We start from the raw sequence: 25,904 nt of genomic DNA, 5'->3' as shown, positions 1-25,904 counted from the left end.
TAATTATGAGTTAATTACAGATGATGATGTGGACGATGTCTAAGCCACAAAATACGGCCGAAAATTGTCTTTATCTTGAGTTGAATCCAATCTCTAAGTACCTAAAAAGCTAATATATTCGCGCTGGCTTATTGACTCGCTGTTGTCGCAGCCTGGCGCCATCAATTCAGTATCGGTCACCAAAGGGGGCCCCCACCGGCCTACCACCTAATAACCAACATTACAGGCGATCATGGCCAACGGTAGAATTGCCTGACTATGAAGCCAACGCCAAGATTTGCCGTTGCGACCCCAAAAAGATTCTCTTGATGACCAAAATACTACTTCCAAGATACTCTGCATTTGGAGGAACTATGGTTCGAATTCTTTTCGTTATGATTTTAGGTATTTCGTCAAATTCGGTTGCTGCCACTAGCGCATGCTCAATCGAAAATTCTCAAAAGTTGTTGAATCTCGCAGCCAAAGTCATTGGAGAAATGGGCTCAGATGATGTCAAGATGACTAAAATGATTCTCGATGAGAAAATTACTGACGTAAAAGAAATCAGAAAAAAAGTCATGGAAATAAAAAAGAACTCTAAAGCTGGTAACACCTCAAAAGAAGTAGGGGCTTTTGCTGAGGCTCATCCTGAGTGTGACCCTGAAGGAAATTTTAGAATTACTCACCCGCACAAGTAGCACTAGATTCTGTCCCGTGTTTTGCCAAGCAAAACACGGGATCAAGCGAACAAGCCGAATTCTCGAAAATCAAGAACGCCTACCTTATTGATTTTTCCCATTAAAAAATCTAGGCGAACCCCACGTAGAAGTCTGAGAGGCTTTCAAAAGCCTCAAGGTCGCTAAATGTACCTGCCAAGTAAATCGATCAAGATTCACAGTTAAAGCGACAGCCAAAACAACAGTAATCGCAACGTCGACAAGTTTATCAATATTCATGGCAGTTGTCCTTTCAGCGTAGTCAGCTATTTGACGCGAATATTCGGTGGACAAGATTTAAACCCACCACGACGTGGGTTTTTTCTTATCCTCCGAAGTCTTGATTTAGTCGCAGTGGTGCTCAACCCGAGGTGAGCAGCAAGCTGCTTAATGCTCCATCTCTCGACCCAGCGCAAACGTGCCAGCTCCGTCAGGTCGAGATTTTCTTTCGCCCAGGAAACCGCTATAAATGAATTTAATGTGGTATGACCTGGTTCGACTAGATTAGGCCTGACTGCACCATTCATTCTTCATATCCCCACGAAATTTCGAAAATCAGACGGCAGGATGTTATTGCTGTATTCAATATCCAGTCAGCTGTGGCTCGCATTTAGGCCACGCCATCTCGGTGGGGCGTGTTCGCTTTCTTGACCGCGCCCCCGGAAACCTTATGCTTGAAGCACGAGGGAACATCATGAAAAAAATCATCTTAAGCGCATTAACTCTATGGACTATTAACTCATTAGCGGCACCAGCAATTCCAGAACTTCCTACGGACGCCTGTGAACGGGGAGTTTGCACGGAAAAGATGAGATCTGTTCTGAATAATTTTAATAGCACTCCATTCGCCGTCAAACTCACGCCCGGCGTTTATAGCGGAGAGTGCAATCACTCGGATAGAACCTTGGATCCCAACGTCACTCATTACGCGGAAATCCTGATTGATAACCTCGAAAATGGAACTCCGTATTTCTCTTCAATTTTTGCATTCTTCTTTCCTGAAAATCCCTATGCTTCCTGGGACCTTGCGAGAGCTCGTCAAAGTACGACGGACAACTGGAAAAGATATGGCAAGATCGTTGAAGGCAGTCAGGCTTCCCGCATTGAGGTTTATGAAGATGAGGGGGCTCCGGTGAACGCCTATTATATGCGCCAGGATCCACAAACTGGGACGATTTATTACATTATCTACTTTGGCTTTGGATCGCAAAATTCGACGTCTTTCTGTACGATGACCCCAAATAGTCTGTAATCATTATAGAAACTAAAAGCCTAACTCCCAAGATCGAAAAAGTCTGCTAAATAGAGACATTCTTTTTTGGAGTTGAGGCTATGAAATTTATCTCTCTTTTTCTAACAAGTTTTCTGTTTTGCTCTGCCAGCTTTGCGAATTTCCAATATCATTTCAAATGCAGAGGGGATGGTCGTAACCAACTCTTGGATTTGAAGGTCGGAGCGAATGGCTTGGAAGAAGTGACTTTCAAATACGAACTCAAACGCATCAATGCTTATCAACTTCTAAGTCAGTATTGTGACTATGGTTCAATGCAGTTTATGTGGCAGGACAGCGCCGTCGCAGATAAAAAAGCAACTTTACACCTGGAGTTCTCATCAGGCACTCGCTGGATGGGGCAACTGACTTTCGATGGTCAGGAACAAGTCGACCTTATGTGTATCGATCAGCTGTAGTTCAACAGCACCTTGCCGATTTAAAAATTGCCCAAAGCCTCTTCGAGTGAAAAGATTTTCCCGAGAGGCTTTATGGTTTCCGCTGCATTCACACTTGAATCCCCATCCTTTAAAAATAATCAAGAGATCCCCGCACAATACACCTGTGAGGGAGAAAATATTTCTCCACCGTTGAGTTGGTCGAATCCCCCCAAGGGTACAAAAAGTTTTGCCATCATTGTCGATGATCCCGATGCGCCAGATCCACAGGCTCCCAAGACCACATGGGTGCATTGGGTGCTCTTTAATATTCCTGAGTCGATGACGTCTTTGCCTGAAGGAATTCATGATCTGCCCCAGCAAACGCATCAAGGACTGAACGATTGGAAAGCGCAGGGATACCGTGGTCCCTGTCCTCCGATTGGGAAGCATCACTATCACCATAAACTCTATGCCTTGGATACTGTGCTGCCAGAGCTAGGTCGGCCCACAAAAGCGGATCTTGAAAGATCCATGAGGGGGCATATTCTTGCACAGACCGAACTTGTTGGAACCTATTTGAAGAAAAAGTAAAAATTATTTCGGCACTGTTAGATAATGACTTGGTACTGCATTTTGATAGATGGGCTTTGCATACCAGCTTCTTATGATCTCATTGTAACGACCTGAGTGACGAAGCTTCTTAAGGCCATCGTTGAAGGTGTCGATCAGATTCTGAGGATCTTTGACTTTTTTTGATATAACCAAATGATATTCTGATACTTGAATCGCCAGAGGATGGTGGGCAAATAGTTGTACATCTTTACCATAAATTTTTTGAAGAAGTACATACCCCACTTCTAAATCACTAGGTACTGCTTGCACTCTGCCGGTGCGAAGCATGTTAAAACTTTGTATATCGGAAGTGAGTCTTTCGACTTTGATGAGGCCATCTTTTTCTGCCTGGATAAATCTATCGCCCATTCCGCCAAAACCGCGAGTTGAAGCCATTGGGATATTTTTAAGATCCGAGTATTGGGTCCAGTTAAAGGGATGAGTTTTCAAATAAAATAATACATATCGACCGACGTAAATGGGATCGCTGAAGAGATAATATTTTTCTCTTTCTTTCAGGCGTGCATAGGCAATGGTGCCATCCCATTCGCCTGATTTAGAAAGCTCATTGGTGCGAGCCCACGGGAAGAAACCGAGCTGAACTGCGACGTCTTTCTGAGCAAATGCTTCTGTTGTGATTTGCGCAAGAAGACCTTTATTGTCGAGAGAATTAGAAATATATGGCGGCCATTCGCCCGTTGTAATTCGAACTTTAATTTTAGCAAAAGCCAGCTGTGAAAAAAACAGAAAGCTCACAAATAAAATAGTTCTCATGCCTCAGTGTACCTCTTTTGGAAGTATTTTTCTAGCGAACGGCAAGTTCGATGAACTCAAATCTAGTCACATCTACCAAACCTTTGTCGGTTAGTTTCAGGGCTGGAATCACAGGAAGAGCAAGGAAAGCCATCTGAATAAAAGGTTCTTCCAAAACGACCCCAAGTTTTTTGAATTCAGTTTTCAGATTCTCAATGCCGGATTTGATCTCATCGGCACTTTTCAAACTTAGAAGTCCTGCAATCGGCAGCTCCACGCGAGCTTTAACTTCACCTTGATTGGCGACGACAAAGCCTCCACCCATTGCGATGATCTCATTGACTGCAACGGCCATGTCTTCGGTGTTGGTGCCAATCACCATGATGTTATGGGAGTCGTGGGCCACAGAGCTGGCAAGAGCCCCTGAAGTCAAACCCATGCCTTTGACGAAACCTAAACCAGGTTTCAAATTCTTTCCATAGCGTTCAATGTTTGCCATAAATAGAACGTCATCTTGGGCGAAGTTCTTGCCGTCAAAGAATGTGGTGATGTGCTTGGTGATGATCTCATTCGGGACGATCTCAATCACATTGTAAAGGCCTGCTTGGGTTGGATAGCCAAAATCGGCGGCCTTCATCGCTTCGCGTTTGATGGTATTCATCATTGGTGGTTGGGAGAGCTGCAAGTTATTCGCAGACTCGGATTTCAAATCAATTTCAGAAACAAACTGTCCACCAATCAGAACGTCCTGGATGTCGACCGACTTGAGGTCCTTCAAAATGACCAGATCTGCTTTCTTTCCAGGAGCGACAAGCCCTAAGCGTTTCAAGCCAAAGTGTTTTGCTGCGGAATAAGTCGCTAAGCGATAAGCGACATGAACCGCGACACCGTGGTGATTGATTAGTTCTTTAATCAGAAAGTTAATATGACCTTCATGGGCAATCTCAAAGGGATTGCGGTCGTCAGTGCAAAGCAAGCATTGCGGTGAAGAGAAATCATTCACAAGCGGAGCGAGGGTTTTCAGATTCTTTGCAACGCTGCCTTCGCGAATGATTAAGCCCATCCCTTTTTGCAGCTTCTCGCGGCCTTCTTCCAAAGTGACTGTTTCGTGGCAGTTTTGAATTCCCGCAAGCAGGTAAGCATTCAGCGCTTTTCCTCGCAACAAAGGAGCATGACCATCTAGATTTAAGTCATCAAAGGCCTCAATCTTGCTGAGCACTTCGGTGTTCGCATTGATGACACCAGGAAAGTTCATCATCTCCGCAAGTCCTAAAACTGCTGGGTGATCTTTGAGCTTAACCATTTCATCGAGCGTAAAATCAGATCCATTTGTTTCAAATCCTGGCAGAGCTGGGACGCAGGAAGACATTTGTACGAAAAGATTTTGTCGCGTCAGTTCGGCACAGCGAAGGAACCATTCAAATCCATTGGCTCCCGTGACATTGGTGATTTCATGAGGATCGCAGATGGCTGTCGTTGTTCCAAGTGGCAAGGTCGCGCGTTCAAATTCAAACGGGGACATCATCGAGGATTCAATGTGCAAGTGGCCGTCGATGAATCCAGGAGTGACAAAGGCACCTTGTCCATCAAAGGTTCGGCGCGTTTTGCTGTCAGCATACTCAAGACCCACCCCAACAATGTGTTCCCCACCAATAGCGATACAAGTGGGATAGATTTCCCCCGTTATCACGTCGAGAAGTTGGATATTGGTAATCAGCAGATCAAGTTCTTGATCGCCACGCGCCTGGGCTAAGCGATTTGGCAGTTCTTGAGAGGAGAGGCGCTGAGTATTTTTATTTGCTAAAGTCATATAAACCGATCCCATATTCGACACGGAAGTTCAATGGTCTGTGAGGATCTGTTGCACGGTGTAAAGATAAATTGTTGATGGATTTTTTCCGTGTTCATCTGACCTTTCTCCTCTCACAAGGGGGTGGATTTTTCTAAATCTTCTCCACAGATAAACATTTTTTTTGTACACAGGCCCCTCTGGTACAGAGGGACGTGGGTTATGGTATTTACAGGTGCGAATGAAAATGAAGCGAAGTTTAATGCGGATGAACTCTTTTATTCTAAGACTGATTTTCGCGGAATCATTCAATCGGGCAACAGTGTTTTTGTCCGCGTCAGTGAATACCCTGAAGAGGAGCTGCTAAAAAGACCCCACAATGTCATTAGACATCCCGATATGCCACGAGCGGTGTTTGCACTTTTTTGGGATTTTTTAAAGAACCAGAAAGTCGTTGCGGCCTATGTGAAGAATAAAAGTAAAATGGGCAAGTACTATTGGGTTTTTGCGATGGCCTTTCCGATGAGTGATGGCTACCTGTCGATTCGTCTTAAACCAAGTTCACCACTTTTTGCTCAAGTCAAAAAAGTCTATGAGAAAATGAGTGCCATCGAAATCGAGACCTCGGCAATGGAAGCCTCCTCTCAATATTTGCATAGAACTCTTGCTGAGGAACTGGGGTTCGCCAGTTATGAAGAGTTTATGAGAGGCGCCTTGGAGGCCGAATTGCGCTCACGCGATCTTGCGTTAGGGGTTCAAGATAAGGGTCTTCAGGTGAAATGGATTGCCGATGAGGTTTTGCGCAATGTCACTTATGCCTCGCAGAATTGCATGGATTCAGTGCGAACAGGTTTTGAAGTGAGCTCTCAGTTCTTGGTGAATATGGACGGACTTTTGAGTCAATCACAACATATTATGAAGACCTGTGAGTCCGTAAAAATGGTGACCACCAATCTAACCGTGGCCTCCGCAAAGTTGGGAGAGCCGGGAAAGCCCTTGGGGGTTGTTGCTGCGAATTTGGATAAGCTGACGGGCGAGATTGCTCAATGTACAAAGGATCTGGATGAGGCCTTGAAGAGCTTTCGTCAATCAGCTGAAGATATGTGTTTCACCTTCGGCTCTTCACGTTTTCAAATTGAAATGATGGACCATCTGATTCGCGAACGAGTTCTGCAAGCGGGCGATTTAGGGGCGCAGTCTCAGACGGACTCAGAAAAATTGATTTTCCTGGAGAGATTGGCCTTGTTGAATATTTTGATTGTTCAAAACTTCAAAAAGGTTCAAGAGACCTCTTTAGCTTTGACGAGCTCCAGTCGTTCGCTATTGCACACCTGTAAGCGCTTGTCTCAGACTACAGCCGGAATGGATGTGATTCGCGTCGTGGGGAAGATTGAAATGGCCCGAGTTGATGAAGTCACGGGAGTTTTGGCTTCTCGGTTGAAGGATGTTGAAGATCTGACTCAAGCCTTTAAAGATTCATTGCGAGTTTTAGAGACGGATTGTCGTCAGGGAATTACGAACTCTTTACGTGTCGAGCAGATGACTGCGGATGTCTCCAATGTACTAGGCACTATTAATAGTTTGATTGTGGTTTAACGCTTAAAATGAAGTTCTCAGTTTGAGATACTTTCATTACAGCAAAGGCTTCAATCTGCCGATAAATAGAACATGAGTAATGTCAGAGACATTAAAAGTGCACCGTTAGATCCTGACGATTTTATGGCTGTGTCCAGGGATGAGTTTATTCCGGGGACACAATTCCCGGTGGACATTTTTCTGAAGCTGTCAGAGAGAAATTTCGTCATGATCCTTAAAGAGGGCGCGAAGGTTCATTTTGACGACATGCACTTTCCTGAAAAGGCGGAATGGCTTTACGTTCGCAAGAGCGACTATCATAAGTGTGTTGGTAAAGCCTTAACCGTTGCGGGAATTGTCCTGAATAGCGATAAGATCAGCATCGAGAAGAAAACGGTTGTTCTTTCGCGAGCGGCAGATTCCATTTTTAAAGAGATTGAACATCTCGGCTTCGATCATCAAGCCTTGGAACATTCAAAGGTCATAAGTAAGTCTATCCAAGCCTTGGTCGAAGATAAGTCCGATATCAGCTATGTGATTAACTTGATGGCCAATTTGAATGACGATCTGATTCGCCACTCTATGATGGTTTCAGCGGTCTCGGTGATCATCGCCCGATCGATGAAATGGACGATGGCAACGAATCTTGAAAAGTTGGCTTTAGGAGCGTTGTTGCATGATGTGGGAATGAAAGAACTGCCTGATGAAATTCTGGATTTACCTCGTCATGCAATGAATCGAGAACAGGCTGCCAGCTATGAATCACACGTCTATCGGGGTGTCGAGATTTTAAGATCAATGCCTTCAATATCTGATGATATTATCTCGATTGTTTTGGAACATCATGAGAATGCACCAGGGCAAGGATACCCTCGTCGTTTGCGCGACTTTAAGATCAATCCATTCGCACGGGTTGTAGCCTTAGCAGATTGTTTTGTCGAAATCGTGATGAAGTCTGTCAATAATCCAAATCCCAAAAATGCCATCGCGGCAATTAGTTTTATTGAAATTACTTTGGGACAGCCATTCCACAAACCGGCTTTCTTAGCGCTAAAGAGTGCATTGAATCCGCCATCGTAGTCTCTTGTCAGTAAACAACTTGGCTCTGACCTTTGCCTGTACTTAAAAATTTGTAAGTACTTTGCGACCATATTCCAGTCATATCCTGTGCAGGTTCACGGCGACCTTGGGCTCGATCCAAGTTCAAGTCAAACTCACGGAAGAGGTTGGAATGAAACATGCGCTCAGACTGTTTCTAATATCTTGTTTAATAGTTTCGTGTACTAAAAAGACTGCACAAACACCTCCTCAGATGATTCCCGAAGTGACCGTCGTGAAGGTCTCGCCTCGAACAATTCCGATAGTGAAAGAGTTTGTGGGACAGATGTCAGGCATTCGCGATATTCAAGTCCGTGCCCGTGTCGGTGGAATCCTTCTAAAGAGATATTACCGTGAGGGGGCTAAGGTCAAAGCTGGTGATCTTCTCTTTAAGATCGATCCGGCTCCTTATCAGGCACTATTAGAACAAGCTCAAGGTGAAGTGAGTGTCAACCAGGCGCGATTTACCAATTCGCGACAATCTTTGAATCGCATTTTACCACTATATAAAGAAAATGCTGTCAGTCAGAAAGATCGTGATGATGCCGTAGCTGATTTTAACTCTTCAAAATCATCCTTGGAGAGGGCAAAAGCCAAGCTAGAAGAAGCCAAAATTAATTTGGGTTACACCACTGTGTCTGCGCCGATTAATGGGTACACCAGTAAAGAGACTGTTTCTGAGGGCAGTCTGATTGTCGTAAATTCAGATCAGTCTTTGCTGACAACAATTTCGCAAATTGATCCCGCGTATGTGAACTTTTCTTATACCGACAATGAACTTCTGGAGCTTCGTCGTTTGTCCGCTTTGGGTAAGCTGTCAAGACCTGTCGATATGACCAAGCTCGAGGTGCAAGTACGTTTGGGAGACAACAGTATTTATCCCCAAAAAGGATTCATGAATTTCAATGACAATATAATTGATTCAACCACGGGAACGGTAAAGGCCCGGGCCATCATTGATAATCCTGATGGCTATTTAAAGCCGGGGCAATTTGTCAGAGTCTATGTAAGCGGGTTTTCACGAACCAACACTATCGCCGTTCCTTCAAAATCAATTATACAAACACAAAACGGACCTATTGTTTTTGCGGTTAATTCGGAAAGCAAAGTGCAGCAGGTGAATATTGAGACCGGGGAAGAAATCGGCAGTGAAGTGGTGGTTAATAAAGGTCTGAGAGGCGGCGAGTACGTAGTTGTTGAGGGGGCCGCAAAGGTTCGCAATGGCATGCAAGTTAAGATTGTTTCTGGATCGACGATGGCTAAGGCAAATTCGATACCGGTATCGCTTCCCAATAAAGAGTTTCAAGCAAACACAAAATATTGACAGGAGCTCCGAATGTTTTCAGCCTTTTTTATTCGTCGGCCAGTGTTTGCGAGTGTGATCTCGATTGTTCTGATTTTGGCAGGATATGCGTCGATGCGCAGTTTGCCGATCGCTCAGTACCCTGACATTGTTCCGCCGCAGGTTTCAGTTACGACGAGTTACCCAGGAGCGTCTGCAGAAACTATTTCTGCAACGGTTGCGGCGCCACTGGAGCAAAAAATCAATGGCGTAGAGAATATGCTTTATATTCAGTCCACGAATTCCAGCAGTGGCGATATGATCATGACAGTGTCCTTTGCGGTAGGAACAAATCCTGACCAAAACACCATCAATGTAAATAATCGCGTGCAAGCTGCGATGGCAATGCTACCGGAAGAAGTTCGACGTCAAGGCGTGAAGGTTGATAAAAAGTCTTCTGCGATTTTACAAGTTGTGACAATTGAGTCACCGGATCAGCGTTACGATCAGACCTACATCAGCAACTATGTTTTGGTGAATATTATCGACGAGATCAAAAGGATCCAAGGTGTTGGTGATTCCTCTATCTTTGGAACTCGCGACTATTCAATTCGGATTTGGATTCAACCCGATAAAATGGCCCAACTGAAGGTTGTCTCTGATGACATTATCAAGGCCGTTCGGGAACAGAATACCCAATTTGCTGCGGGAAAAGTAGGCGCTGAGCCATTATCGAATGCAGTTGATTTTACCTACACAGTGACCACCCAGGGCCGTTTCGAAAATCCGAAAGAATTTGAAAACATTATCGTTCGGTCCAATCCAGATGGTTCTAAAATCCGGGTTAGAGATGTCGCGACTGTTGAATTGGGCTCTTTGGACTATGGCGTAGATACGAAGTGGAAGGGCAAAACGGCGGTGGCCTTCGGGATCTATCTCGCTCCCGGAGCCAATCAGCTGCAGGTAGCAAGTCAAGTTGATGCGAAGATGAAAGAGTTGCAGAAGAAATTTCCGCAAGGATTAGTCTATGCAATTCCCTATGACACGACTAAATTTATTGAAATATCCATTGAAGAAGTCGTTAAAACACTTTTTGAGGCCATAGTCTTAGTCTTTTTAGTGGTCTATCTTTTCCTACAGAATTGGCGCGCGACTTTGATTCCTTGCCTGGCAGTGCCTGTGTCGATTGTCGGTACGTTTGCCGGGATGTATGCACTTGGTTTTTCAATTAACACTTTAACCTTGTTCGGGCTGGTTCTCGCAATTGGATTGGTGGTGGATGATGCCATCGTTGTGCTTGAAAACGTCGAACGGATTATGCGCACTGAAAAACTTCCTCCGAAAGAAGCCACGATTAAGGCGATGGAAGAAGTCAGCGGTCCGGTCGTGGCGATTGTTCTGGTATTGTGTGCCGTGTTTATTCCTGTTGCATTCACTGGAGGATTGGCAGGGCAGATGTATAAACAGTTTGCCATTACCATTGCCGTGTCAGTTACCATCTCCGGCCTGGTTGCGCTGACCTTAACGCCAGCTTTATGTGCTTTAATTTTGAAAGAACACACCGGGGAGCCAATGGTGTTGTTTCGCTGGTTTAACAAAGGTTTTGATAAAATCACAGATGGCTTTGTTGTCGTGGTGGAGTTTTTTATTAAAAACAAAACCATCAGCTATGGTCTTCTTGTCGGTATCTTGGCCCTCACGGCCTTCTTGTTTAAACTAGTTCCTACGGCATTGGTTCCCGATGAGGATCAAGGCTATATCTTGGCAGCGCCAAGTCTGCAAGATGGGTCTTCACTGGCACGCACTAAAAAAACGGCGGATAAGCTCGATAATTTTACCATGAACTCTCCGCTGGTTGTGGATACTGTCACAATCTCGGGCTTCGAGCTGCTGACTGGGACGACACGGACAAGCACGTTAACAAGTTTCATTGTTTTGAAAGATTGGAAGGAAAGACCGAAAGCAGATCAAAGTTCTCAGCATTTGGCGCGGCAAGTTTTTGGTTTGAACGCCACAATACCGGATGGAAATATCGTGGCATTTAACCCACCACCCATCGTCGGTATGAGTGTTACGGGAGGTGTGGAGTTTTATGTACAGAATAAGGGAGGAGTGACATCCAAGCAATTAGGGGACACGACTCGCAACTTCGTTGATAAAATACGAAATAATCCAGCCGTGGCTTCAGTGAACTCGAACTACAGCGCCAATGTGCCACAAATATACCTAAATTTAGATCGCGAAAAAGCCAAGGCCTATGGGATTCCCATTGATTCTATATTCTCTTCAATGGCAGCCACTTTTGGTGCTTATTATATCAATGACTTTAATAAATTTGGTCGCACCTTTAAGGTTGAATTGCAATCCAAGGGGGACTACCGCGCCAAACCCGATGATATTCGTAATGTCTATGTTCGTTCTGACAAGGGCTCTATGATCCCAATCACTTCAGTGTTGAATGTCGAGCGAACTACGGGTCCTGAAATTTTAGAACGGCTTAATATCTTTCCTGGGGCCCGGGTTATCGCCAATCCTGCACCGGGATATTCAACGGGACAGGTCATTGCGGCCGTTGAAGAAGAGGCTAAAAATCTTTCAGAAGACTTCGCTGTTAGTTGGACGGGGCCAGCCTATCAAGAAAAGCTTACCGGCGGTACTTCGCTGATGGTGTTTATCTATGCCCTTATATTTGTGTTCCTTATCTTGGCAGCGCAATATGAGAACTGGAGCTTACCAGTTTCGGTTTTGCTTTCCATTCCCTATGCGATGATCGGAGCGATTCTTGCCAATTACTGGCGTGGTCTTGCAAATGACGTTTACTTCCAGATTGCCCTGGTGACCTTGATCGGACTTTCCGCGAAAAATGCAATTTTGATTGTTGAATTTGCCATCGAGAAACAAAAAGAAGGAAAGCCTTTGATTGAAGGTGCGATGGAAGCGGCGAAATTGCGTTTCCGCCCTATCATCATGACCTCTTTGGCCTTCATCTTGGGAGCTTTGCCCTTGGCTATTTCCAGCGGAGCGGGATCGGCCAGTCGTCACTCTATTGGGACTGGAATTATTGGGGGAATGCTCGTTAGTACTGTCTTGGGAACCTTTTTTATTCCGATGTTTTTTGTTTCCATGGTGATGTTGTTTGGTAAGAAAAAGAAAGCGCCGTCGCCATCAGAGTCCTCTATCGACGTATTGCCTCCGACCTCAGCAACACCAGCGCACGGGGGCCATTCATGAGATTGAAGCTCTTAAATATTTATTTAGGTGCAGTACTCAGCGCTTGTGCCGTGGGGCCGGATTACAAACGACCGGATTCGGCTGTGCCTTCCACAATTCCATCTATGCAATCGGCGGAGTTGGAGCAGCGGGAGAAAATTGATATTGGCTGGTGGAAGCTTTTTAATGATCCTCAGCTTGATGAAATGGTGAAGCAGGCCTTTGCACATAATCTTGATTTAGAGTTGGCACTTGCCCGAGTTGATGAGGCGCGAGCAAGTCTTGGTATCGCGAAGGCGGACTTCTTTCCATCTTTAGACTTGGGTGGACGTGGAGGGAAATTTAAAATTTCTGAAAATGCGGGTTTCGCTACGCCGACCGGAAGCAAGACATTCACAGACTATACTCTGGGTTTGAATTTAAGCTATGAGCTGGATCTGTGGGGAAAAATTCGTCGCAGCAATGAGGCGGCCAGGGCGCAGTTGTTTCAGGCGGATTTCAATCGAGCGAATGTTCAGCTCACGGTGGTTTCGCAAGTCGTGACAACTTATTTTTTACTGCGATCTTTGGATTTACAACTGACCATTGCGCAAGAGACCTTGGCCAGTCGCAAAGGTTCTTATGAGCTTGAAGCAAAAAGATTCAAAGGTGGAATGACTTCTGAACTAACTGCCAAGCAATCAGAAGCGGAAATGCATTCAGCCGCGGCGACCGTTGCGCAATTGGAGAACTCTGTCAGTCGGGCCGAGAGCGCTTTATCCATTTTGTTGGGACGTGATGGAAGAGGTATCTTTGAAAGTCCGGTTCTTCGCGGCAAATCAATGCGTGATTTCATTGTGCCGCCGAAACTTCCCATGGTTTTACCTTCCCAGTTGTTGGAGCGCCGCCCTGATATTGCCTCTGCGGAGCAACAACTGATTGCGGCCAATGCGCGTATCGGTCTTGCAAAGTCATTTTATTTTCCGTCTTTTTCTTTGGTGGGAGGAATTGGAGGAGAAAGTACTGAGTTCAACAATCTCTTTAAAGGGCCATCGCAGACATGGTCCTATGGATTGAACTTAGCGATGCCGATCTTTAATGCCGGCAAAACTGGATTTTTAGTGGATGCGGCCACCGCCCGCCAAAAGGAAGCTCTGGTTCAATATCAAAAAGCTATTCAAGTCGCATTCACAGAAGTGCGCGATGCCCTTAAATCCTATGATAGTGGGCGGGCCGTCTTCGAGGCACAGAAGGCTCAAGTCAATGCCGTAGAGAGAAATCTTTATTTGGCAAATCTTCGTTATAAAAATGGCCAGTCGCCTTATTTGGATGTGCTGGATGCTGAAAGGCAGTTGTTCCAAGTGCAACTGGGACTTGTGCAGTCTCAGCAAGCGCGCTTGGTTTCCGTTGTCGACCTCTACAAAGCCTTGGGTGGTGGATGGAGTCTTAATAATCAGGAGGAACAGAAATGAAAATTACACTGAGAGTGCTGACGGTGAATGCTGTGCTGTTTGGCGCCTTGATCGGTTGTTCAACGACCAAAGAAGTGACCGTCTCACGAATTACTCCACAGGAAGCACAGACATTCGCTGCGGAGGCTTTTATCTATGGTTATCCCTTGGTTCTTTCCGGAGTGACCCGCGATGTGGAAACAGCTGCCGCCTATACGACGAAGTCGAAAGCTCCCATCAATCAACTTTTGCACAAACGCACTTTTCCTGATGAACGATTCATGGAAGTCGTGACTCCCAATGCAGACACTCTTTATAGCACTGCCTGGTTGGATGTGTCTGAAGGGCCTATTGTCTTAACACTTCCCAGCTCCAACCGATATTATCTTGCGCCCATTCTTTCTGCATGGACTGAAGTCATTGCTTCTCCGGGGACGCGTTCAAGTGGCAATGATCGCAGAGAGTTTGTAATTACGGGTCCCAAGTGGAAAGGGCCTCTTCCTACAGATATGCAGGAGATTAAGTCTCCTACGAATAATCTTTGGCTGATTGGTCGGATCCAGACGAATGGAAAGAAAGACTATCTGACTGTTCACAATATTCAGGACAATTGGGAACTTACGCCCTTGCGTTTTTATGGGAAGAGTTATCTTCCACCCTCTAATGTTGAAATCAATCCCAACGTTGACACCAGCACGCCTCCTGTGGATCAAGTGGCAAAGATGGATGCCAAGGCATTCTTCAGTCATATGGCTGAAGAAATGAAGCACAATCCTCCGGTTGCAGCGGATGTCCCTATGGTCGTCAAGCTTCAAGCAATGGGATTGACACCGGGAGAAGCATTTGTTTATGAAAACTTGTCTCCGGCGATGCAACAGGCTCTTGATGATGGATATGCTGCAGGAGTGAAGCGTTTGCAAACGTCGATTCCTTCGAACGCGTCGGTGAACAATGGCTGGATGTCGTTGAGGACGGTGGGGATTTACGGAGATAAATATTTGGATCGTGCTTACGTTGCCATGACGGGATTGGGCGCCAACACGCGCGAAGATGCGGTCTATTTCAGGGCGGTTACTGATGCGACCGGAGATAAGTTTAACGGCAAGAACAAATATGTTTTGAGATTTAAAAAGGGACAGATCCCTCCGGTCAATGGTTTTTGGTCGCTTTCGATGTACAACTCAAAACGATTTTTTGTTAAGAATCCAATCGACCGATTTGCGATCGGGGATCGGGATCGGCTGAATTTTAATTCTGACGGTTCGCTGGATATCTATGTTCAATCTCAATCTCCTGGAAAAGCCAAGGAGGCAAACTGGCTTCCCGCTCCGGCCGAGGATTTCAATTTAGTGATGAGATTATACTGGCCCAAACAAGTTGTCCTTGATGGAACATGGAAGGCTCCAGCTGTAGAGAGAACCTCAGAGCCTGGGCGCTTGTCAAAAAACGTAGAGTTCTAGAAATTCTGCCATAGAGATTCGCTCTTTTGAATTTAGTAATTTCAGAGCATTTAAAGAACGCTGCAGATTATTTTTCTCGAAGTAGTCTGTAGCTCTTTCTATAAGGCTGGGCCTCATCGAAAAAGATTCTGGAAATAGTTTTGCGAAAAAGAGCCCATCCAAAATAGAGGAAGCAAAAAAGTGGATAAAGCGACGATTGAAACGAATATTGTTAAGAATTAGATTTCGCGCCTCATTGGTCTGGCCTTTAATAGCAAAATAAATGAACTCGCGTTGTTCTGCTTTAGTATTAATTTTTTCAGATGTCGTGTATGACCGCAGCATGCGAGCCTTCGCAAAGCTGGCGCGGACAGATTGACAATCACTTTTCTCAAAGATGCCGATGATCCCAAGTCCGAAGTAACTATAAGCGTGGCCACGCACCCAGCCGGCTTTTTCGGCGATGCGCGCTGTTTTTGAAAGGGCCGCTTTGGCCTTGGCAAAATCCCGAGTTCTGAGATAGCACTCACTGAGATGGAAGTACTTCATGCCCAACGCAAACAGATTTTGTTGTGGCTGTTTGTACTCAATTAAAATCGAGTCTCGAATCAAGGGAATGGCTTCTGCAAATTGTTCTCCGTGATAGAGCACATGCCCTTTGCGGAAGAGATATTCAGCTCGGGATTTTGAACAGTCATTAGTATATTTTAGATAATCTTCACAGCGTTCTACCAAGGAAAGAGCTTCATGGCGATTGCCGCAGAAGTCTTCACGTAATGCCGACCAGCTTAAGATGGAAATTATTTTTGTTGGCATGTTGAGCGAGTATGCAATTTTCAATGCTTCATCGAGATACATCCGACTTGCGCGATTTTTTCCAAGATAGAATGAAGTGAATCCGATATGAGTATAAAGCGTCATACGCTGGGCGGAGCAGAGTTCGTTAGGGGAGAAGGATTTAAGTAGCTTAAGATAGCTGGAGTATTCATCAGTCACGCGGATGCGGCAAAGAAAAGAATCTTTGCAGATTTCCTCGAGTGCACGGTTGATGGGACGCATTTCAATGGGAACAGATGATTTGCACAATTGATCCGGGGTGATTTCAAGGGTATGAGCAATGCGTCCCAAGGTGTCAGGGCGCACTCTTCGTACAGTGCCGTTAATCCATCGTTGAATCGTCTTTGTCGAAATACCAAGCTTATCTGCAAAGTCCTGGCGAGAGAGATTTTTTTTATCGAGCATTTGCCCTAATACATACGAATCAATTTCAATGAGCTCTGTAGTCATAAGGCAACAGTACCTAATTAAAAATGTGAGAGAGAGACCAGTTGTTAAAAATCATTAACAACTTTCTTTTTGCAGGACTCGTCTTCAGTCGTGTTCGCGGCGTAGTAAGGAACTTCAATGATGGAGCGAAATCCGTGACGAGCGGTGATGGCAAGGATCATATTGCGCAAGCTGGTAATCATGCGACCTTTGCAACCCAGTATTTTTCCTAGGTTTCTTTGAGTGCAATCAATTTTGAAAATTGTAGTGCGATCACCTTGCTGGATCGAGACCTGGACCTCAGTTGGATAGTCCACAATGAGTTTTAAAAAATCGAGCAGCTGTTTTTTAGCCAACTCAACGACCACATCTTTACTAGGTGCTCCCTCGATTGAAGTCGAGGTGTCCAGTGTGGCTTTTCTGCGAATCACGAGAACTTTATTTGCGTCGTCCATAATTTTTCGTCTCCCATGCGAGTGAGTCTACAATTACAGATCGGTAATAGTCAGAAATTCTTGGGTGGGGGACATGTGATTAAGCCCATGTCCGGGGTGTCCCCAACAATTGTGTGATGAATGTCTTGTTACTCCGGCAACGGAATGATGTCTGGTTCTCCGGGAACTTGCGGAAAAGTGCCATCCCGCCAAGCTTGTTTCGCTTTCTCAATTTTTTCTTTCGAAGAAGAGACATAGTTCCAAAAAATATTTCGCTTCTCCGGAAAAGGTTCGCCACCCAGAACAACAAAGTGTGTATCTTGATTTGCAATCGCACGGAGTTGAGATTCCATATGCAAGACAACGAAGTCATCGGGAGTGATGGATTTCTCGTTGATTTGCAGATCGCCCGAAATAATGTAGAAGGCTAGCTCGTGGTGTTTTTCTGGAGCAAATTCAAAAATGTCTCCAGCTTTCAAGCGAACATCAATAAAGAACAAAGGCGAGAAGGTTTCCACGGGAGATTTTCTTCCAAAGGCAGAGCCCGCGATGAGGCAGACATCGGCGTTGCCCACTTTGAAATTGGGAATACTCTCCTTTGGATGATGAGTGAAAGAGGGGGTGCGATCCTCATGCTCGATAGGAAGTGCCACCCAGAATTGCAACAGATGCAGGCGATGTGGTGCTCCCAAGAGATGGGCGGGAGTTCTTTCTGAATGGGAAATTCCGCGCCCTGCCGTCATCCAGTTGACGTCACCGGGTTCAAGCAGCTGTTTGTTACCTTCGCTATCATGATGCAGCACCTCACCTTCGAGAAGGTAGCTCAGCGTCGAAAGGCCAATGTGAGGATGAGGCCGAACTGTCAGGCCTTCATTCGGAGGAAACTCCGTCGCAGGGAAATAATCGAAGAAAATAAAGGGTCCGACCATGCGCTTTTCTTTGTAGGGCATTAGGCGATGGACCTGAGAGCCTCCCAAAGAGATCAAACGGGGTGCAATTTCCATCAGAATATCATTTTGTGCGGAGCTCATAAGGATGCCTCTTTTCTCTCGTAAAAAAGGATGCTACACTTGCTCAATTAATCAAGCGAATAAAATTGAAGTAGAGACTGGAAGAGCATGAAAACAAAAAAAGAAATCGTTGAAAACTGGCTGCCACGTTACACAGGTGTTCCTCTTGAGGAGTTCGGTCACTATATCCTGCTTACAAATTTCGGTGGCTATGTGAAGACATTTGCGGAGCGCTTCAATGTCCCAGTGCGCGGTCTGGATAAACCCATGCAATCGGCTACAGCTGAGAACATCACAATTATTAACTTCGGTATGGGGAGCGCCTTAGCTGCCACTTGTATGGATTTACTTTCTGCAATCAGCCCAAAAGCAGTTTTGTTCTTGGGTAAATGTGGTGGACTTAAAAAGAAAAACCAATTAGGTGACTTTATTCTGCCAATCGCGGCGATTCGCGGTGAAGGCACAAGTAATGAATATCTTCCGGCAGAGATTCCTGCATTGCCAAGCTTCCGTTTACAAAAATCAGTTTCTGACATGATTGTAAAGCACGGTTGTGACTACTGGACAGGAACTGTCTACACGACAAACCGTCGCGTCTGGGAACACGATGAGACTTTCAAAGAGTATCTTACCAAAACGCGTGCGATGGCTGTGGATATGGAGACGGCAACGATCTTCGTCACAGGTTTCGTGAATGAAATTCCGCGCGGAGCTCTGCTTCTTGTTTCAGACAATCCGATGATTCCTGAAGGTGTAAAAACTGAAGAGAGCGACAAGAAGGTCACTTCTAATTTTGTCGACAAGCATATCTCTATCGGAATCGATGCTCTTCGCCAGCTTCGCGACTCTGGTGAATCTGTAAAACACATGCGCTGGGACTGATTTAAAACAAGAAAACAGTTCTCCAGTTTCCAAACAGCAGAAGGCCCGACTATTTTAAATGGTTAAAGAGATTGGATCCATTTTCTGATCTCTATTCTCCATTTTCCAATAGGGGGTTCTATGCTGAAGTGGATCGTTCTTCTCATCACAGCTCTTTCCTTAAATACAAGTTTTGCCTGGAATGACCTTCCTCAGCCTTTGCCTGAGGATCCGGGGCAGCAGCAGCCCGTACCGCCTCCTCAGCCACCTTCTGGTGTGCCGGTCCGATACTCCTTGGGAACAGCAGAGCTCAGCCGCTTCAAAGAGAGCGAGTTTACCTTTTATCCTCAAGTGGGATTGAATAAGCTGGCACGCCTCAGTTTGACAGCCGGGCGCAATAATATCGAAATCAAAGAAGTCCGTATTCAATACGCAGACTATATGGATGAGCGCTTGGACTATGTTCTTCCTGGGGATTTGAAGTCGGGGAACACACGCACAATTAGTATGGATGCGCGACCTATTTATCGCATTAAGGTGAAGGCAATTGCCTCCTACTTTTGGAAAAAACCCGGAAACTTTCGCGTAGATGTCGCAGCTTACCGCTAATTACTGTTTAAACTGTATGCACGAAAAGCTTTCAATGTGTTGAGTGGGAGTGACCTATAAACAAGATAGTTTCTCGGCATCTTGGGGAGAATTCGTTATTTTCACCTTTTTTCATGCAATTAACATATTGTGTCATTTTGAAAGTTGGGATATAACCGTCCCACTTCAATCACTTATTACGAATTGCACTTTTGGGGAGGCTCTCTTTGATCAATCCAGGCGCTAATGTTCAGGCCGAAGAAATTGAAACCGACTTCGACTCCGAGATGGAGAACGAAAAGGAGATGAAGAAAACCTCTGCTTTTGAAGCAGATATGGATGACGACCTTAGCGAAGCAGCTTTGGCGCAAATGGCAGGCAGCCTTCTTATGGAAGGTGAAGAAGACGACACGAACCTTGATGAAATCGAAAACATTCTTGAATTGCCAGATACAGGTTATCCAAAGTTCACTTTGGCTAAGAATAAAGCTCGCTTTCTAAGAATGGTCAGCTGGTACCGTGGTAAAGAAGAGTGGATCGAAGTTGCTCCATTGTCTGGCGTAACAAAACTCTTCAAGCAACAAACTAAAGAGCTTGAAGGCATCCGTTCTTCTAAGTTGGACTACGAAATGGAACTTGAAACAGGAACTCTAACTCCTTCTCAACGTTCTTACCGTCGCGACGAACTTAAAATGTGCCGTGTTCAAGAAAAAATGGCCGTTCACTTGATCTCTAAGCTTCAAGTGAAAATCAAATCTGGTCGCAGATAATTTTTTGTTCTTATTAAAACCACTAAAAAGGCTGTCTTAACGACGGCCTTTTTTTTGCCTAAGGTACGGACACACTTATGGTGTCGCATGTGCGTTAAATGCGGATCGAAATTTTCGGTTAAAATATTGGTTATTGAATTAATACGAAACGACTTTATACATCGTTGATTTTCCGACACCAATTTGTGAAAGCTTTCCTTCGGCGACATATCGTCCGATCAGACGAATGGCGGTGGCTTTAGGAAGACCCAAAGCACTCATGGCTTCTTTTCGTGAAAAGTATTTCAGCGCTTTTAAAATTTCAAATTGGGAATCGGTCGAAACATTGCGGTTTAAACTCTGCAAATCTCTCATCACTGCGAAGTTTTTTAAGGGCTTTAAAAGGTAAAAGCCTTCGCGATAAGTTAGTGAAAGTGGCAATTTCTTTTCTTCTATATCTTGGCGAAATCGATGAAGGGCTTGTCTGACTCTGTTCGGTGAATTGACGAAATGAAAATGCTCGTCAGGAAATAGTCCGCTAAAGATGTCGCCGATTTTTAGCGGCGAGTACAAGTCTTTCGAAAACACTTCGAGTAGCTTCAAAGAAACTCCTGAAAGAACAGAATCTGGTCCTCGTAAAAACTTTCCTGAGCTTAAATCAAGACAGGAGCCCTTGTTGTCCCCCCAACGAAAAGTATCGGGCACTTCAGCATTTGGAAACAATCGTTCTAGATCGCGTCGGAACTGAACAAACGGCGTTCCGAAATAGAGTTTTAAGAATAGTGATCGGTCGAATTTGATTTTCAAGGACTCTAGATCCACTTTTCGTAAGCTGTCCCAAGCGCGATCTTTGGCTGCGACCTTGCGGAAATCCTTAAGTGGTTTGAGATCGTTTAGTTCGGTGGCGGTATTGATACCTATCTGTCGATGCAATAAAAGTTTATCGGAAGTTTTTGCTTTTCCAAAAATACTCAAACCTTGTTGCAAAACTTGTTGGGACTTTTTTAGATCGCCTTGAGCATGAAGAAGCATTCCCTGAATATGCAAGGCATTTGCTCGCAGTCGGCCGAATGATGTCGCAGAAAGTTCTTTGATGATACTTTCAAGTTCACGTTCACAGCGCGTAAGATCTCGTGTTTCAAAAAGAGCCTCTGTTAAGTTGATGCGACCTGCAAAATTATAGTAGGGATCCTTCTGTTGTTGAATATATTCCGTCAATAGAGGAATCGACTCTTGGAACTCCCATACGCCGAAGTGGGTCCATACTTTTGCAAGAAGCGTTTCTGGATGTTGCGGTTTCTGAATTGGGTTTAATAATCTCTTAGCTTCTTCGAAGCCTCCATTCAGGGTTAGAAGAACTGCATACTCAGCCAGTTCTCTTTCTTGCGGTCGTGAGTGCTCAGAGAAAATCAGAGGATGAAGAAGTCGCAACCCCAAGCCGATGTGATAGGTTCGACGAGAGATATTCGCCGCCAGCAAGCGCTCTTCTCTAGATAGACCCTCGAAGTCTTTTTTCGGAAGAAGTCGTACAGCCTCAGCGATGCGAGCCTGTCGCAAGAGCTTATCAGCATTCTGTAGTTGTTCCTTCAATACGGACATAACCGCCCTTTGCCTTATGTTTTGAGTTGATGTATCACGCCTGCATAAAAACGATTCTAGAATTATCGGATATATCTTTATATCATATTGTATTGTTTATGTTTTATCGAATCATAATATAACTGTTCGATTTTATGCCTTCTGATATTATTCAATGCGTCAAATGAACTCATAACGAACTTAAACAAGGAGATATTAGATGAAAACAGTAGCACTTATTATCACTGGCTTGATGTTATCAATGGCTCAGTTCTCTCAGGCAAGTGATGAACTTATTCCCGTAGAACAAATCGTAAAAGTACGCCAGCAACAAGTTGTCGCTGAAGTCAGAAAACAAATTAAAAACAAAGACACCGTCATTGGGATAGCACTAGCGGACAAAGATTTTCAATCCCATGGAGTTCAAGGCGTAGACGCTCTGGAAGTTTCAAATTATCAGAGTGCCAGAACAGGAAGTTCTTTTGAAGAAAGAGACTACTTGGTGAGTGTAAAAACAATGGCGGTTCATTATTGCGCCGGCGATTGTAACGAAATCGAAACGACATCTTTCATGATAAGCTGCCACCTTAGAGCAAAGGACTACGGCACCAAAGCAGTAACTATCAACTGCGAACCACAAAAATAGATCCCCAAAAGGCTGTCTTTCGAGACGGCCTTTTTTGCCTCCGATTCTCTCTGCGGCAGCAAAAAGGTACGGACACACTTTTGGTGACGCCTCTGCGAAACCAAAAGTGTGTCCGTACCTTTTTCTATGTTCCAACCGAATCGCAGATTCCTCAATAACAGAAGAAGCCAATTCCAATCGAAGACGAGTTTGGGGATGAGGGTGAAGGATTGATGGTCGTAGGGCGGCCTTCAGCGGGGCCCGGATGGCCCGAACCGGCGTAGCCGGCGCTGACGAGCCTGGAAGGCGTGCCGCCCCCGAAGCACCAGCAAGCCTTCACCCTCATCCCCAAACCCTCGCACTTCCGATAACCAGGAACGAAGCCATCTCTTATATAAAGAGGCAGAAGCCGACTCGAAAGAGAACAAAAAGCAAGAGCCATTTCCTAGACCTACAAAAGTCGAGTGTTTTGGCCAGTTTAAAGTGTCTCAAAAAAAAATTGATTCTGGCTCTTTAGTCTCACGATGGAACGCCGATAGGTACAAAGTGAGTCAAATAGCATTCGTTAATGTTTCAAAAGGGGAGGACTAGAATGTCACGTACAGTAATGATCGTGGTGAGCGATAACCAGGAAACCGTAGATAACGCAAAGAAGTACTGGGAGAACCATGATGTGACTGTTCATGCTTATTCTTCAGCGCAATGGCGTGAAGGCTTGGACAATAATTTTTTCAGACAACAACTTGCAGCGGGTGTTCCTGCGTTGGTATCAGGCAATAGCCCTGTAACTACTGATGCTGGTGGCAATGTTCTTCAATTCCCAACTGCAACGGCTTCAACAGCTTCTTCTAACGTTCAAAAAATGGAAGAGTTGGAAGCACAAGCAATTGAAAATGCAATCGTTCAATACAAAGGCAACTTGACTGAAGCTGCAAAAGCTTTGGGTATCGGTCGCGCGACTTTGTATCGCAAAGTGAAGCAATACCATATTGATCCTTCTGCAGCTCGCAAGAAGAAATCAGGACCGATTGCTGCATAATTTTTTATGCAACAAAAATTTTCTTCAATCTTGATTCGATAGATTGGAAGAACAAAATGGACTTCGTAAGAAGTCCATTTTGCGTTCACCTTAAACCTGCTCCGATGAAGTCGGGGTGTAGACATGATAGCGAACTCGATGGTTAAAATCGTTCTCGCCACCTTCTTAGCATTGGCCTGCGCCGTGGGGGCCTTTTTCTTTGCGATGCAAAAGTCGTTTGTGAATCCCTATCCTCTGGTCTGTAATTTTGTCGCGGAGAAAATTTACCTTTCCGATGATCAACTGGCCGACTGGAAGAAAACCTGCCTTCGTCGCAGTCGCTTGGTGACTGCATATTCTCCGAAAAAATTAATCATCCAAGACCTCAATAATGTGTTCGATCTTTTGAAGGTATCTCATTTGGAAATCTATGATGCCAAAGAAGTGCAAAATATTTGGCAAGGAGAATCCACGGACACGGGTCTTGAGGGAGACTTCGTTGAGAGTGAACTGGTCATCTTTAAAGTACATCCCCAGTCACCTGCCGAAAAAGCGGGCCTTAAGAAAGGCGATATTGTTGTTTCTTTGAATGGGGAGCAGCCCAGTTCCTGGACTGTGGCCAGTGAACCGGGGCAATATCGAATTCTGCGTGGTAAGGAAAATCTAAGCTTTGAAATCAAGCAGGGATCGTTTCAACGAGACGACAGTCTGAGAGTTCAAAAGTTTTCCAGCAAGGTTTCAGTTTTAAAAGTTCCTTCGTTTCGAGCGGATTTTTTCACCGAAGAAAAAATGAAGGCGCTTTCTCTTGATCTTCGTGATTCTAAAATGGTCGTCTTAGATTTGCGTGGCAACGCGGGTGGAAATTTTGTCGCGGGCTTGCGATTGCTCTCGGAATTTATTTGTGAACCTGTTGAAGTGGGCCAGTTGGTAAAGCCACGTTATGCGCAAGACTCCAAGGCTGATCTTCCCAATGACTTGAAAGATGAAAACCAACTTGCGGTGCTTGATGTTAACAAGAAAGTCTCTTTAAGAACTTTTAAATCTGAAGGCTGCTTTACCGGCAAGGTGAGGGTTTTGATCGACGGAAAATCCTCTTCAGTTTCGGAGATGGTCGCACAAGCTTTGAAAGAATTTAAGAAAAGCTATATTGCAGGAGCACCCAGCCGGGGACAGCTCTTGGTCGGTGTTTGGTATCCGATGGATGAGATTGCGCCTGGTGTGCAAATCTCAATTCCTGAAGCTTATTATCAAAGCGCTCGTGGACAACGCATCGAAGGTCAAGGCGTGAGTGTCGATAGGGTTCTCTACTACAAGCTGCCGCAAATGCAGGCTGGTATTGATTCCTGGGTCGATGAAATGCTGCGGAACTAGCTATTCTGTTCTGCACTCCGGCGCTGCCGGAGTAAAACCTAGAGTGAGGTCCAGCTGTATTTTGTGTTTCAACATGAGATGATCAAAGTGATACGTCAAACGCCTTTTGTGCATGTGTACATGCATTTTACGGCGACAGATAATATATTAGAAGTGATGCAGGCACACTCCTGGCAAGGTCCTTTGTAACCAGTTACTCATGAAGACTTACATTTATGACGATAACTAAAATCGAACGCCGTGCAGGGAGATCAAATGGGGAACGCTAAGGTGATTGAATTTCCAAAAGAAAGATCTTTGAGAAAAAGATTGCAAGACAAAGCCCAAGAGCAAAAAGCTGTTTTGTTTCTTTCCATTGCTTCGGTTCTCTTGATGACTGTTTTTGTGAATCAGTGGTTGGTGGACAATGCTGATCACAGTCTTTCTGCGCATGGCACTCGTCAAGTTGCGAGTTTCGAGCCTGCAGTTTTCGCGCGTGATGTGAAATGGGAGCATGAACTGGCAAAGCGTTTAAACGGGGAGACGGCATTCGCAGCCAATCTTGCAGAGCGGCCAACCGTGCGTGATGAACTCATCTTTGGTTATCTTGAAGGTAAATACGGAATGAAACTGGCAAAAGGTCGTATCGAAAGCCTTGAGTTTATTGATGCTCAAGCGGGCGAAACGCCGATGGCCATCGCAGATAAAGCACAGTTCCTTAAAAAGTACTCGAATGCCTTTGGAATTGAATTTGTCGAAGTGTCTCCAAGTCAAGGTTCTGAGACAGAACAGGTGTACAGCCTGATCGATAGCGGCAAGACGATCGTGGGGCAAGCCCACTTCGCTTTAGATGAACAAGGTCGCATTCATTCCTTGAAATTCACGAAGTAAA

25 protein-coding genes are annotated in these 25,904 nt (G+C 45.0%); 17 read left to right on the top strand and 8 right to left on the bottom strand.

Annotation, left to right across the window (positions count from 1 at the left end):
• Positions 1 to 353: 353 nt before the first annotated feature.
• Positions 354 to 677, top strand: coding sequence for a hypothetical protein (locus NWE73_RS15700; RefSeq protein WP_277579298.1), 324 nt, complete (start codon positions 354 to 356; stop codon positions 675 to 677).
• Between the two features lie 84 nt (positions 678 to 761).
• Here the strand turns inward: NWE73_RS15700 and NWE73_RS15695 are convergent, their stop codons facing one another.
• Entirely contained in the window at positions 762 to 935 is a 174-nt protein-coding gene (locus NWE73_RS15695; RefSeq protein ID WP_277579297.1) for a hypothetical protein, read from the bottom strand.
• A gap of 454 nt (positions 936 to 1,389) precedes the next feature.
• Between NWE73_RS15695 and NWE73_RS15690 the strand changes: the two genes are divergently transcribed.
• The 3 genes from NWE73_RS15690 to NWE73_RS15680 all read left to right on the top strand — a co-directional run bounded on the left by NWE73_RS15690 (position 1,390) and on the right by NWE73_RS15680 (position 2,936).
• Positions 1,390 to 1,947 (top strand): hypothetical protein, encoded by a 558-nt coding sequence (locus NWE73_RS15690; protein WP_277579296.1) that lies wholly within the window; start codon positions 1,390 to 1,392, stop codon positions 1,945 to 1,947.
• 80 nt (positions 1,948 to 2,027) lie between these two features.
• Positions 2,028 to 2,384 (top strand): hypothetical protein, encoded by a 357-nt coding sequence (locus NWE73_RS15685; protein ID WP_277579295.1) that lies wholly within the window; start codon positions 2,028 to 2,030, stop codon positions 2,382 to 2,384.
• Positions 2,385 to 2,456: 72 nt separating this feature from the next.
• Positions 2,457 to 2,936 carry a YbhB/YbcL family Raf kinase inhibitor-like protein gene (locus NWE73_RS15680; RefSeq protein WP_277579294.1) on the top strand — a complete coding sequence of 160 codons (480 nt, stop codon included), beginning with the start codon at positions 2,457 to 2,459 and terminating at the stop codon, positions 2,934 to 2,936.
• Positions 2,937 to 2,939: 3 nt separating this feature from the next.
• Here NWE73_RS15680 and NWE73_RS15675 read toward each other — a convergent pair whose 3' ends face one another.
• Both NWE73_RS15675 and adeD read right to left on the bottom strand, forming a co-directional pair.
• On the bottom strand, positions 2,940 to 3,731 hold the full coding sequence (locus NWE73_RS15675; protein WP_277579293.1) for a substrate-binding periplasmic protein: 792 nt from the start codon (positions 3,729 to 3,731) through the stop codon (positions 2,940 to 2,942).
• Positions 3,732 to 3,762: 31 nt separating this feature from the next.
• Complete coding sequence (gene adeD, locus NWE73_RS15670; RefSeq protein WP_277579292.1) at positions 3,763 to 5,520, bottom strand: adenine deaminase; 1,758 nt, start codon at positions 5,518 to 5,520, stop codon at positions 3,763 to 3,765.
• 201 nt (positions 5,521 to 5,721) lie between these two features.
• Here adeD and NWE73_RS15665 point away from each other — a divergent pair, with 201 nt between their 5' ends.
• Both NWE73_RS15665 and NWE73_RS15660 read left to right on the top strand, forming a co-directional pair.
• The gene (locus tag NWE73_RS15665) at positions 5,722 to 7,095 is read left to right on the top strand and encodes a PAS domain-containing protein (RefSeq protein WP_277579291.1); all 1,374 of its coding nucleotides are present in this window, start codon (positions 5,722 to 5,724) and stop codon (positions 7,093 to 7,095) included.
• 72 nt (positions 7,096 to 7,167) lie between these two features.
• On the top strand, positions 7,168 to 8,154 hold the full coding sequence (locus NWE73_RS15660; RefSeq protein WP_277579290.1) for an HD-GYP domain-containing protein: 987 nt from the start codon (positions 7,168 to 7,170) through the stop codon (positions 8,152 to 8,154).
• 7 nt (positions 8,155 to 8,161) lie between these two features.
• On the opposite strand, the gene NWE73_RS15655 is transcribed toward NWE73_RS15660, so the two are convergent.
• Positions 8,162 to 8,314 carry a hypothetical protein gene (locus NWE73_RS15655; RefSeq protein ID WP_277579289.1) on the bottom strand — a complete coding sequence of 51 codons (153 nt, stop codon included), beginning with the start codon at positions 8,312 to 8,314 and terminating at the stop codon, positions 8,162 to 8,164.
• Between NWE73_RS15655 and NWE73_RS15650 the strand changes: the two genes are divergently transcribed.
• Genes NWE73_RS15650 through NWE73_RS15635 form a run of 4 tightly spaced genes read left to right on the top strand, consistent with a single transcriptional unit; the run spans position 8,306 to position 15,554 of the window.
• The gene (locus NWE73_RS15650) at positions 8,306 to 9,496 is read left to right on the top strand and encodes an efflux RND transporter periplasmic adaptor subunit (RefSeq protein ID WP_277579288.1); all 1,191 of its coding nucleotides are present in this window, start codon (positions 8,306 to 8,308) and stop codon (positions 9,494 to 9,496) included. The genes NWE73_RS15655 and NWE73_RS15650 overlap by 9 nt on opposite strands.
• A 12-nt stretch (positions 9,497 to 9,508) precedes the next feature.
• The gene (locus tag NWE73_RS15645) at positions 9,509 to 12,685 is read left to right on the top strand and encodes an efflux RND transporter permease subunit (protein ID WP_277579287.1); all 3,177 of its coding nucleotides are present in this window, start codon (positions 9,509 to 9,511) and stop codon (positions 12,683 to 12,685) included.
• Positions 12,682 to 14,115 carry an efflux transporter outer membrane subunit gene (locus tag NWE73_RS15640; protein ID WP_277579286.1) on the top strand — a complete coding sequence of 478 codons (1,434 nt, stop codon included), beginning with the start codon at positions 12,682 to 12,684 and terminating at the stop codon, positions 14,113 to 14,115. The genes NWE73_RS15645 and NWE73_RS15640 overlap by 4 nt, the downstream gene beginning before the upstream one ends.
• Positions 14,112 to 15,554 (top strand): DUF1254 domain-containing protein, encoded by a 1,443-nt coding sequence (locus NWE73_RS15635; RefSeq protein ID WP_277579285.1) that lies wholly within the window; start codon positions 14,112 to 14,114, stop codon positions 15,552 to 15,554. The genes NWE73_RS15640 and NWE73_RS15635 overlap by 4 nt, the downstream gene beginning before the upstream one ends.
• On the opposite strand, the gene NWE73_RS15630 is transcribed toward NWE73_RS15635, so the two are convergent.
• The 3 genes from NWE73_RS15630 to NWE73_RS15620 all read right to left on the bottom strand — a co-directional run bounded on the left by NWE73_RS15630 (position 15,534) and on the right by NWE73_RS15620 (position 18,264).
• The gene (locus tag NWE73_RS15630) at positions 15,534 to 16,820 is read right to left on the bottom strand and encodes a helix-turn-helix domain-containing protein (protein ID WP_277579284.1); all 1,287 of its coding nucleotides are present in this window, start codon (positions 16,818 to 16,820) and stop codon (positions 15,534 to 15,536) included. The genes NWE73_RS15635 and NWE73_RS15630 overlap by 21 nt on opposite strands.
• 44 nt (positions 16,821 to 16,864) lie before the next feature.
• On the bottom strand, positions 16,865 to 17,254 hold the full coding sequence (locus NWE73_RS15625; RefSeq protein WP_277579283.1) for a KH domain-containing protein: 390 nt from the start codon (positions 17,252 to 17,254) through the stop codon (positions 16,865 to 16,867).
• Between the two features lie 128 nt (positions 17,255 to 17,382).
• The gene (locus NWE73_RS15620; RefSeq protein WP_277579282.1) at positions 17,383 to 18,264 is read right to left on the bottom strand and encodes a pirin family protein; all 882 of its coding nucleotides are present in this window, start codon (positions 18,262 to 18,264) and stop codon (positions 17,383 to 17,385) included.
• A gap of 87 nt (positions 18,265 to 18,351) precedes the next feature.
• Here NWE73_RS15620 and NWE73_RS15615 point away from each other — a divergent pair, with 87 nt between their 5' ends.
• From NWE73_RS15615 to NWE73_RS15605, 3 genes are all read left to right on the top strand, one after another.
• Positions 18,352 to 19,125 carry an AMP nucleosidase gene (locus NWE73_RS15615; RefSeq protein WP_277579281.1) on the top strand — a complete coding sequence of 258 codons (774 nt, stop codon included), beginning with the start codon at positions 18,352 to 18,354 and terminating at the stop codon, positions 19,123 to 19,125.
• 120 nt (positions 19,126 to 19,245) lie between these two features.
• Positions 19,246 to 19,713 carry a hypothetical protein gene (locus NWE73_RS15610; RefSeq protein WP_277579280.1) on the top strand — a complete coding sequence of 156 codons (468 nt, stop codon included), beginning with the start codon at positions 19,246 to 19,248 and terminating at the stop codon, positions 19,711 to 19,713.
• Between the two features lie 206 nt (positions 19,714 to 19,919).
• Positions 19,920 to 20,462 carry a hypothetical protein gene (locus NWE73_RS15605; protein WP_277579279.1) on the top strand — a complete coding sequence of 181 codons (543 nt, stop codon included), beginning with the start codon at positions 19,920 to 19,922 and terminating at the stop codon, positions 20,460 to 20,462.
• Between the two features lie 138 nt (positions 20,463 to 20,600).
• Here the strand turns inward: NWE73_RS15605 and NWE73_RS15600 are convergent, their stop codons facing one another.
• The gene (locus tag NWE73_RS15600) at positions 20,601 to 22,040 is read right to left on the bottom strand and encodes a tetratricopeptide repeat protein (protein WP_277579278.1); all 1,440 of its coding nucleotides are present in this window, start codon (positions 22,038 to 22,040) and stop codon (positions 20,601 to 20,603) included.
• Between the two features lie 199 nt (positions 22,041 to 22,239).
• Here NWE73_RS15600 and NWE73_RS15595 point away from each other — a divergent pair, with 199 nt between their 5' ends.
• The 4 genes from NWE73_RS15595 to NWE73_RS15580 all read left to right on the top strand — a co-directional run bounded on the left by NWE73_RS15595 (position 22,240) and on the right by NWE73_RS15580 (position 25,903).
• Entirely contained in the window at positions 22,240 to 22,665 is a 426-nt protein-coding gene (locus NWE73_RS15595) for a hypothetical protein (protein WP_277579277.1), read from the top strand.
• A gap of 571 nt (positions 22,666 to 23,236) precedes the next feature.
• Positions 23,237 to 23,683 carry a helix-turn-helix domain-containing protein gene (locus tag NWE73_RS15590; RefSeq protein ID WP_277579276.1) on the top strand — a complete coding sequence of 149 codons (447 nt, stop codon included), beginning with the start codon at positions 23,237 to 23,239 and terminating at the stop codon, positions 23,681 to 23,683.
• Between the two features lie 123 nt (positions 23,684 to 23,806).
• The gene (locus tag NWE73_RS15585; protein WP_277579275.1) at positions 23,807 to 25,033 is read left to right on the top strand and encodes a S41 family peptidase; all 1,227 of its coding nucleotides are present in this window, start codon (positions 23,807 to 23,809) and stop codon (positions 25,031 to 25,033) included.
• Between the two features lie 255 nt (positions 25,034 to 25,288).
• Positions 25,289 to 25,903, top strand: coding sequence for a hypothetical protein (locus NWE73_RS15580; RefSeq protein WP_277579274.1), 615 nt, complete (start codon positions 25,289 to 25,291; stop codon positions 25,901 to 25,903).
• Position 25,904: the final 1 nt, after the last annotated feature.

The sequence above is a fragment of the Bdellovibrio svalbardensis genome (assembly GCF_029531655.1).
Lineage (GTDB): Bacteria > Bdellovibrionota > Bdellovibrionia > Bdellovibrionales > Bdellovibrionaceae > Bdellovibrio > Bdellovibrio svalbardensis.
The sequence above is the reverse complement of the archived record's forward strand: the minus strand, read 5'-3'. Positions and strand labels throughout refer to the sequence as shown.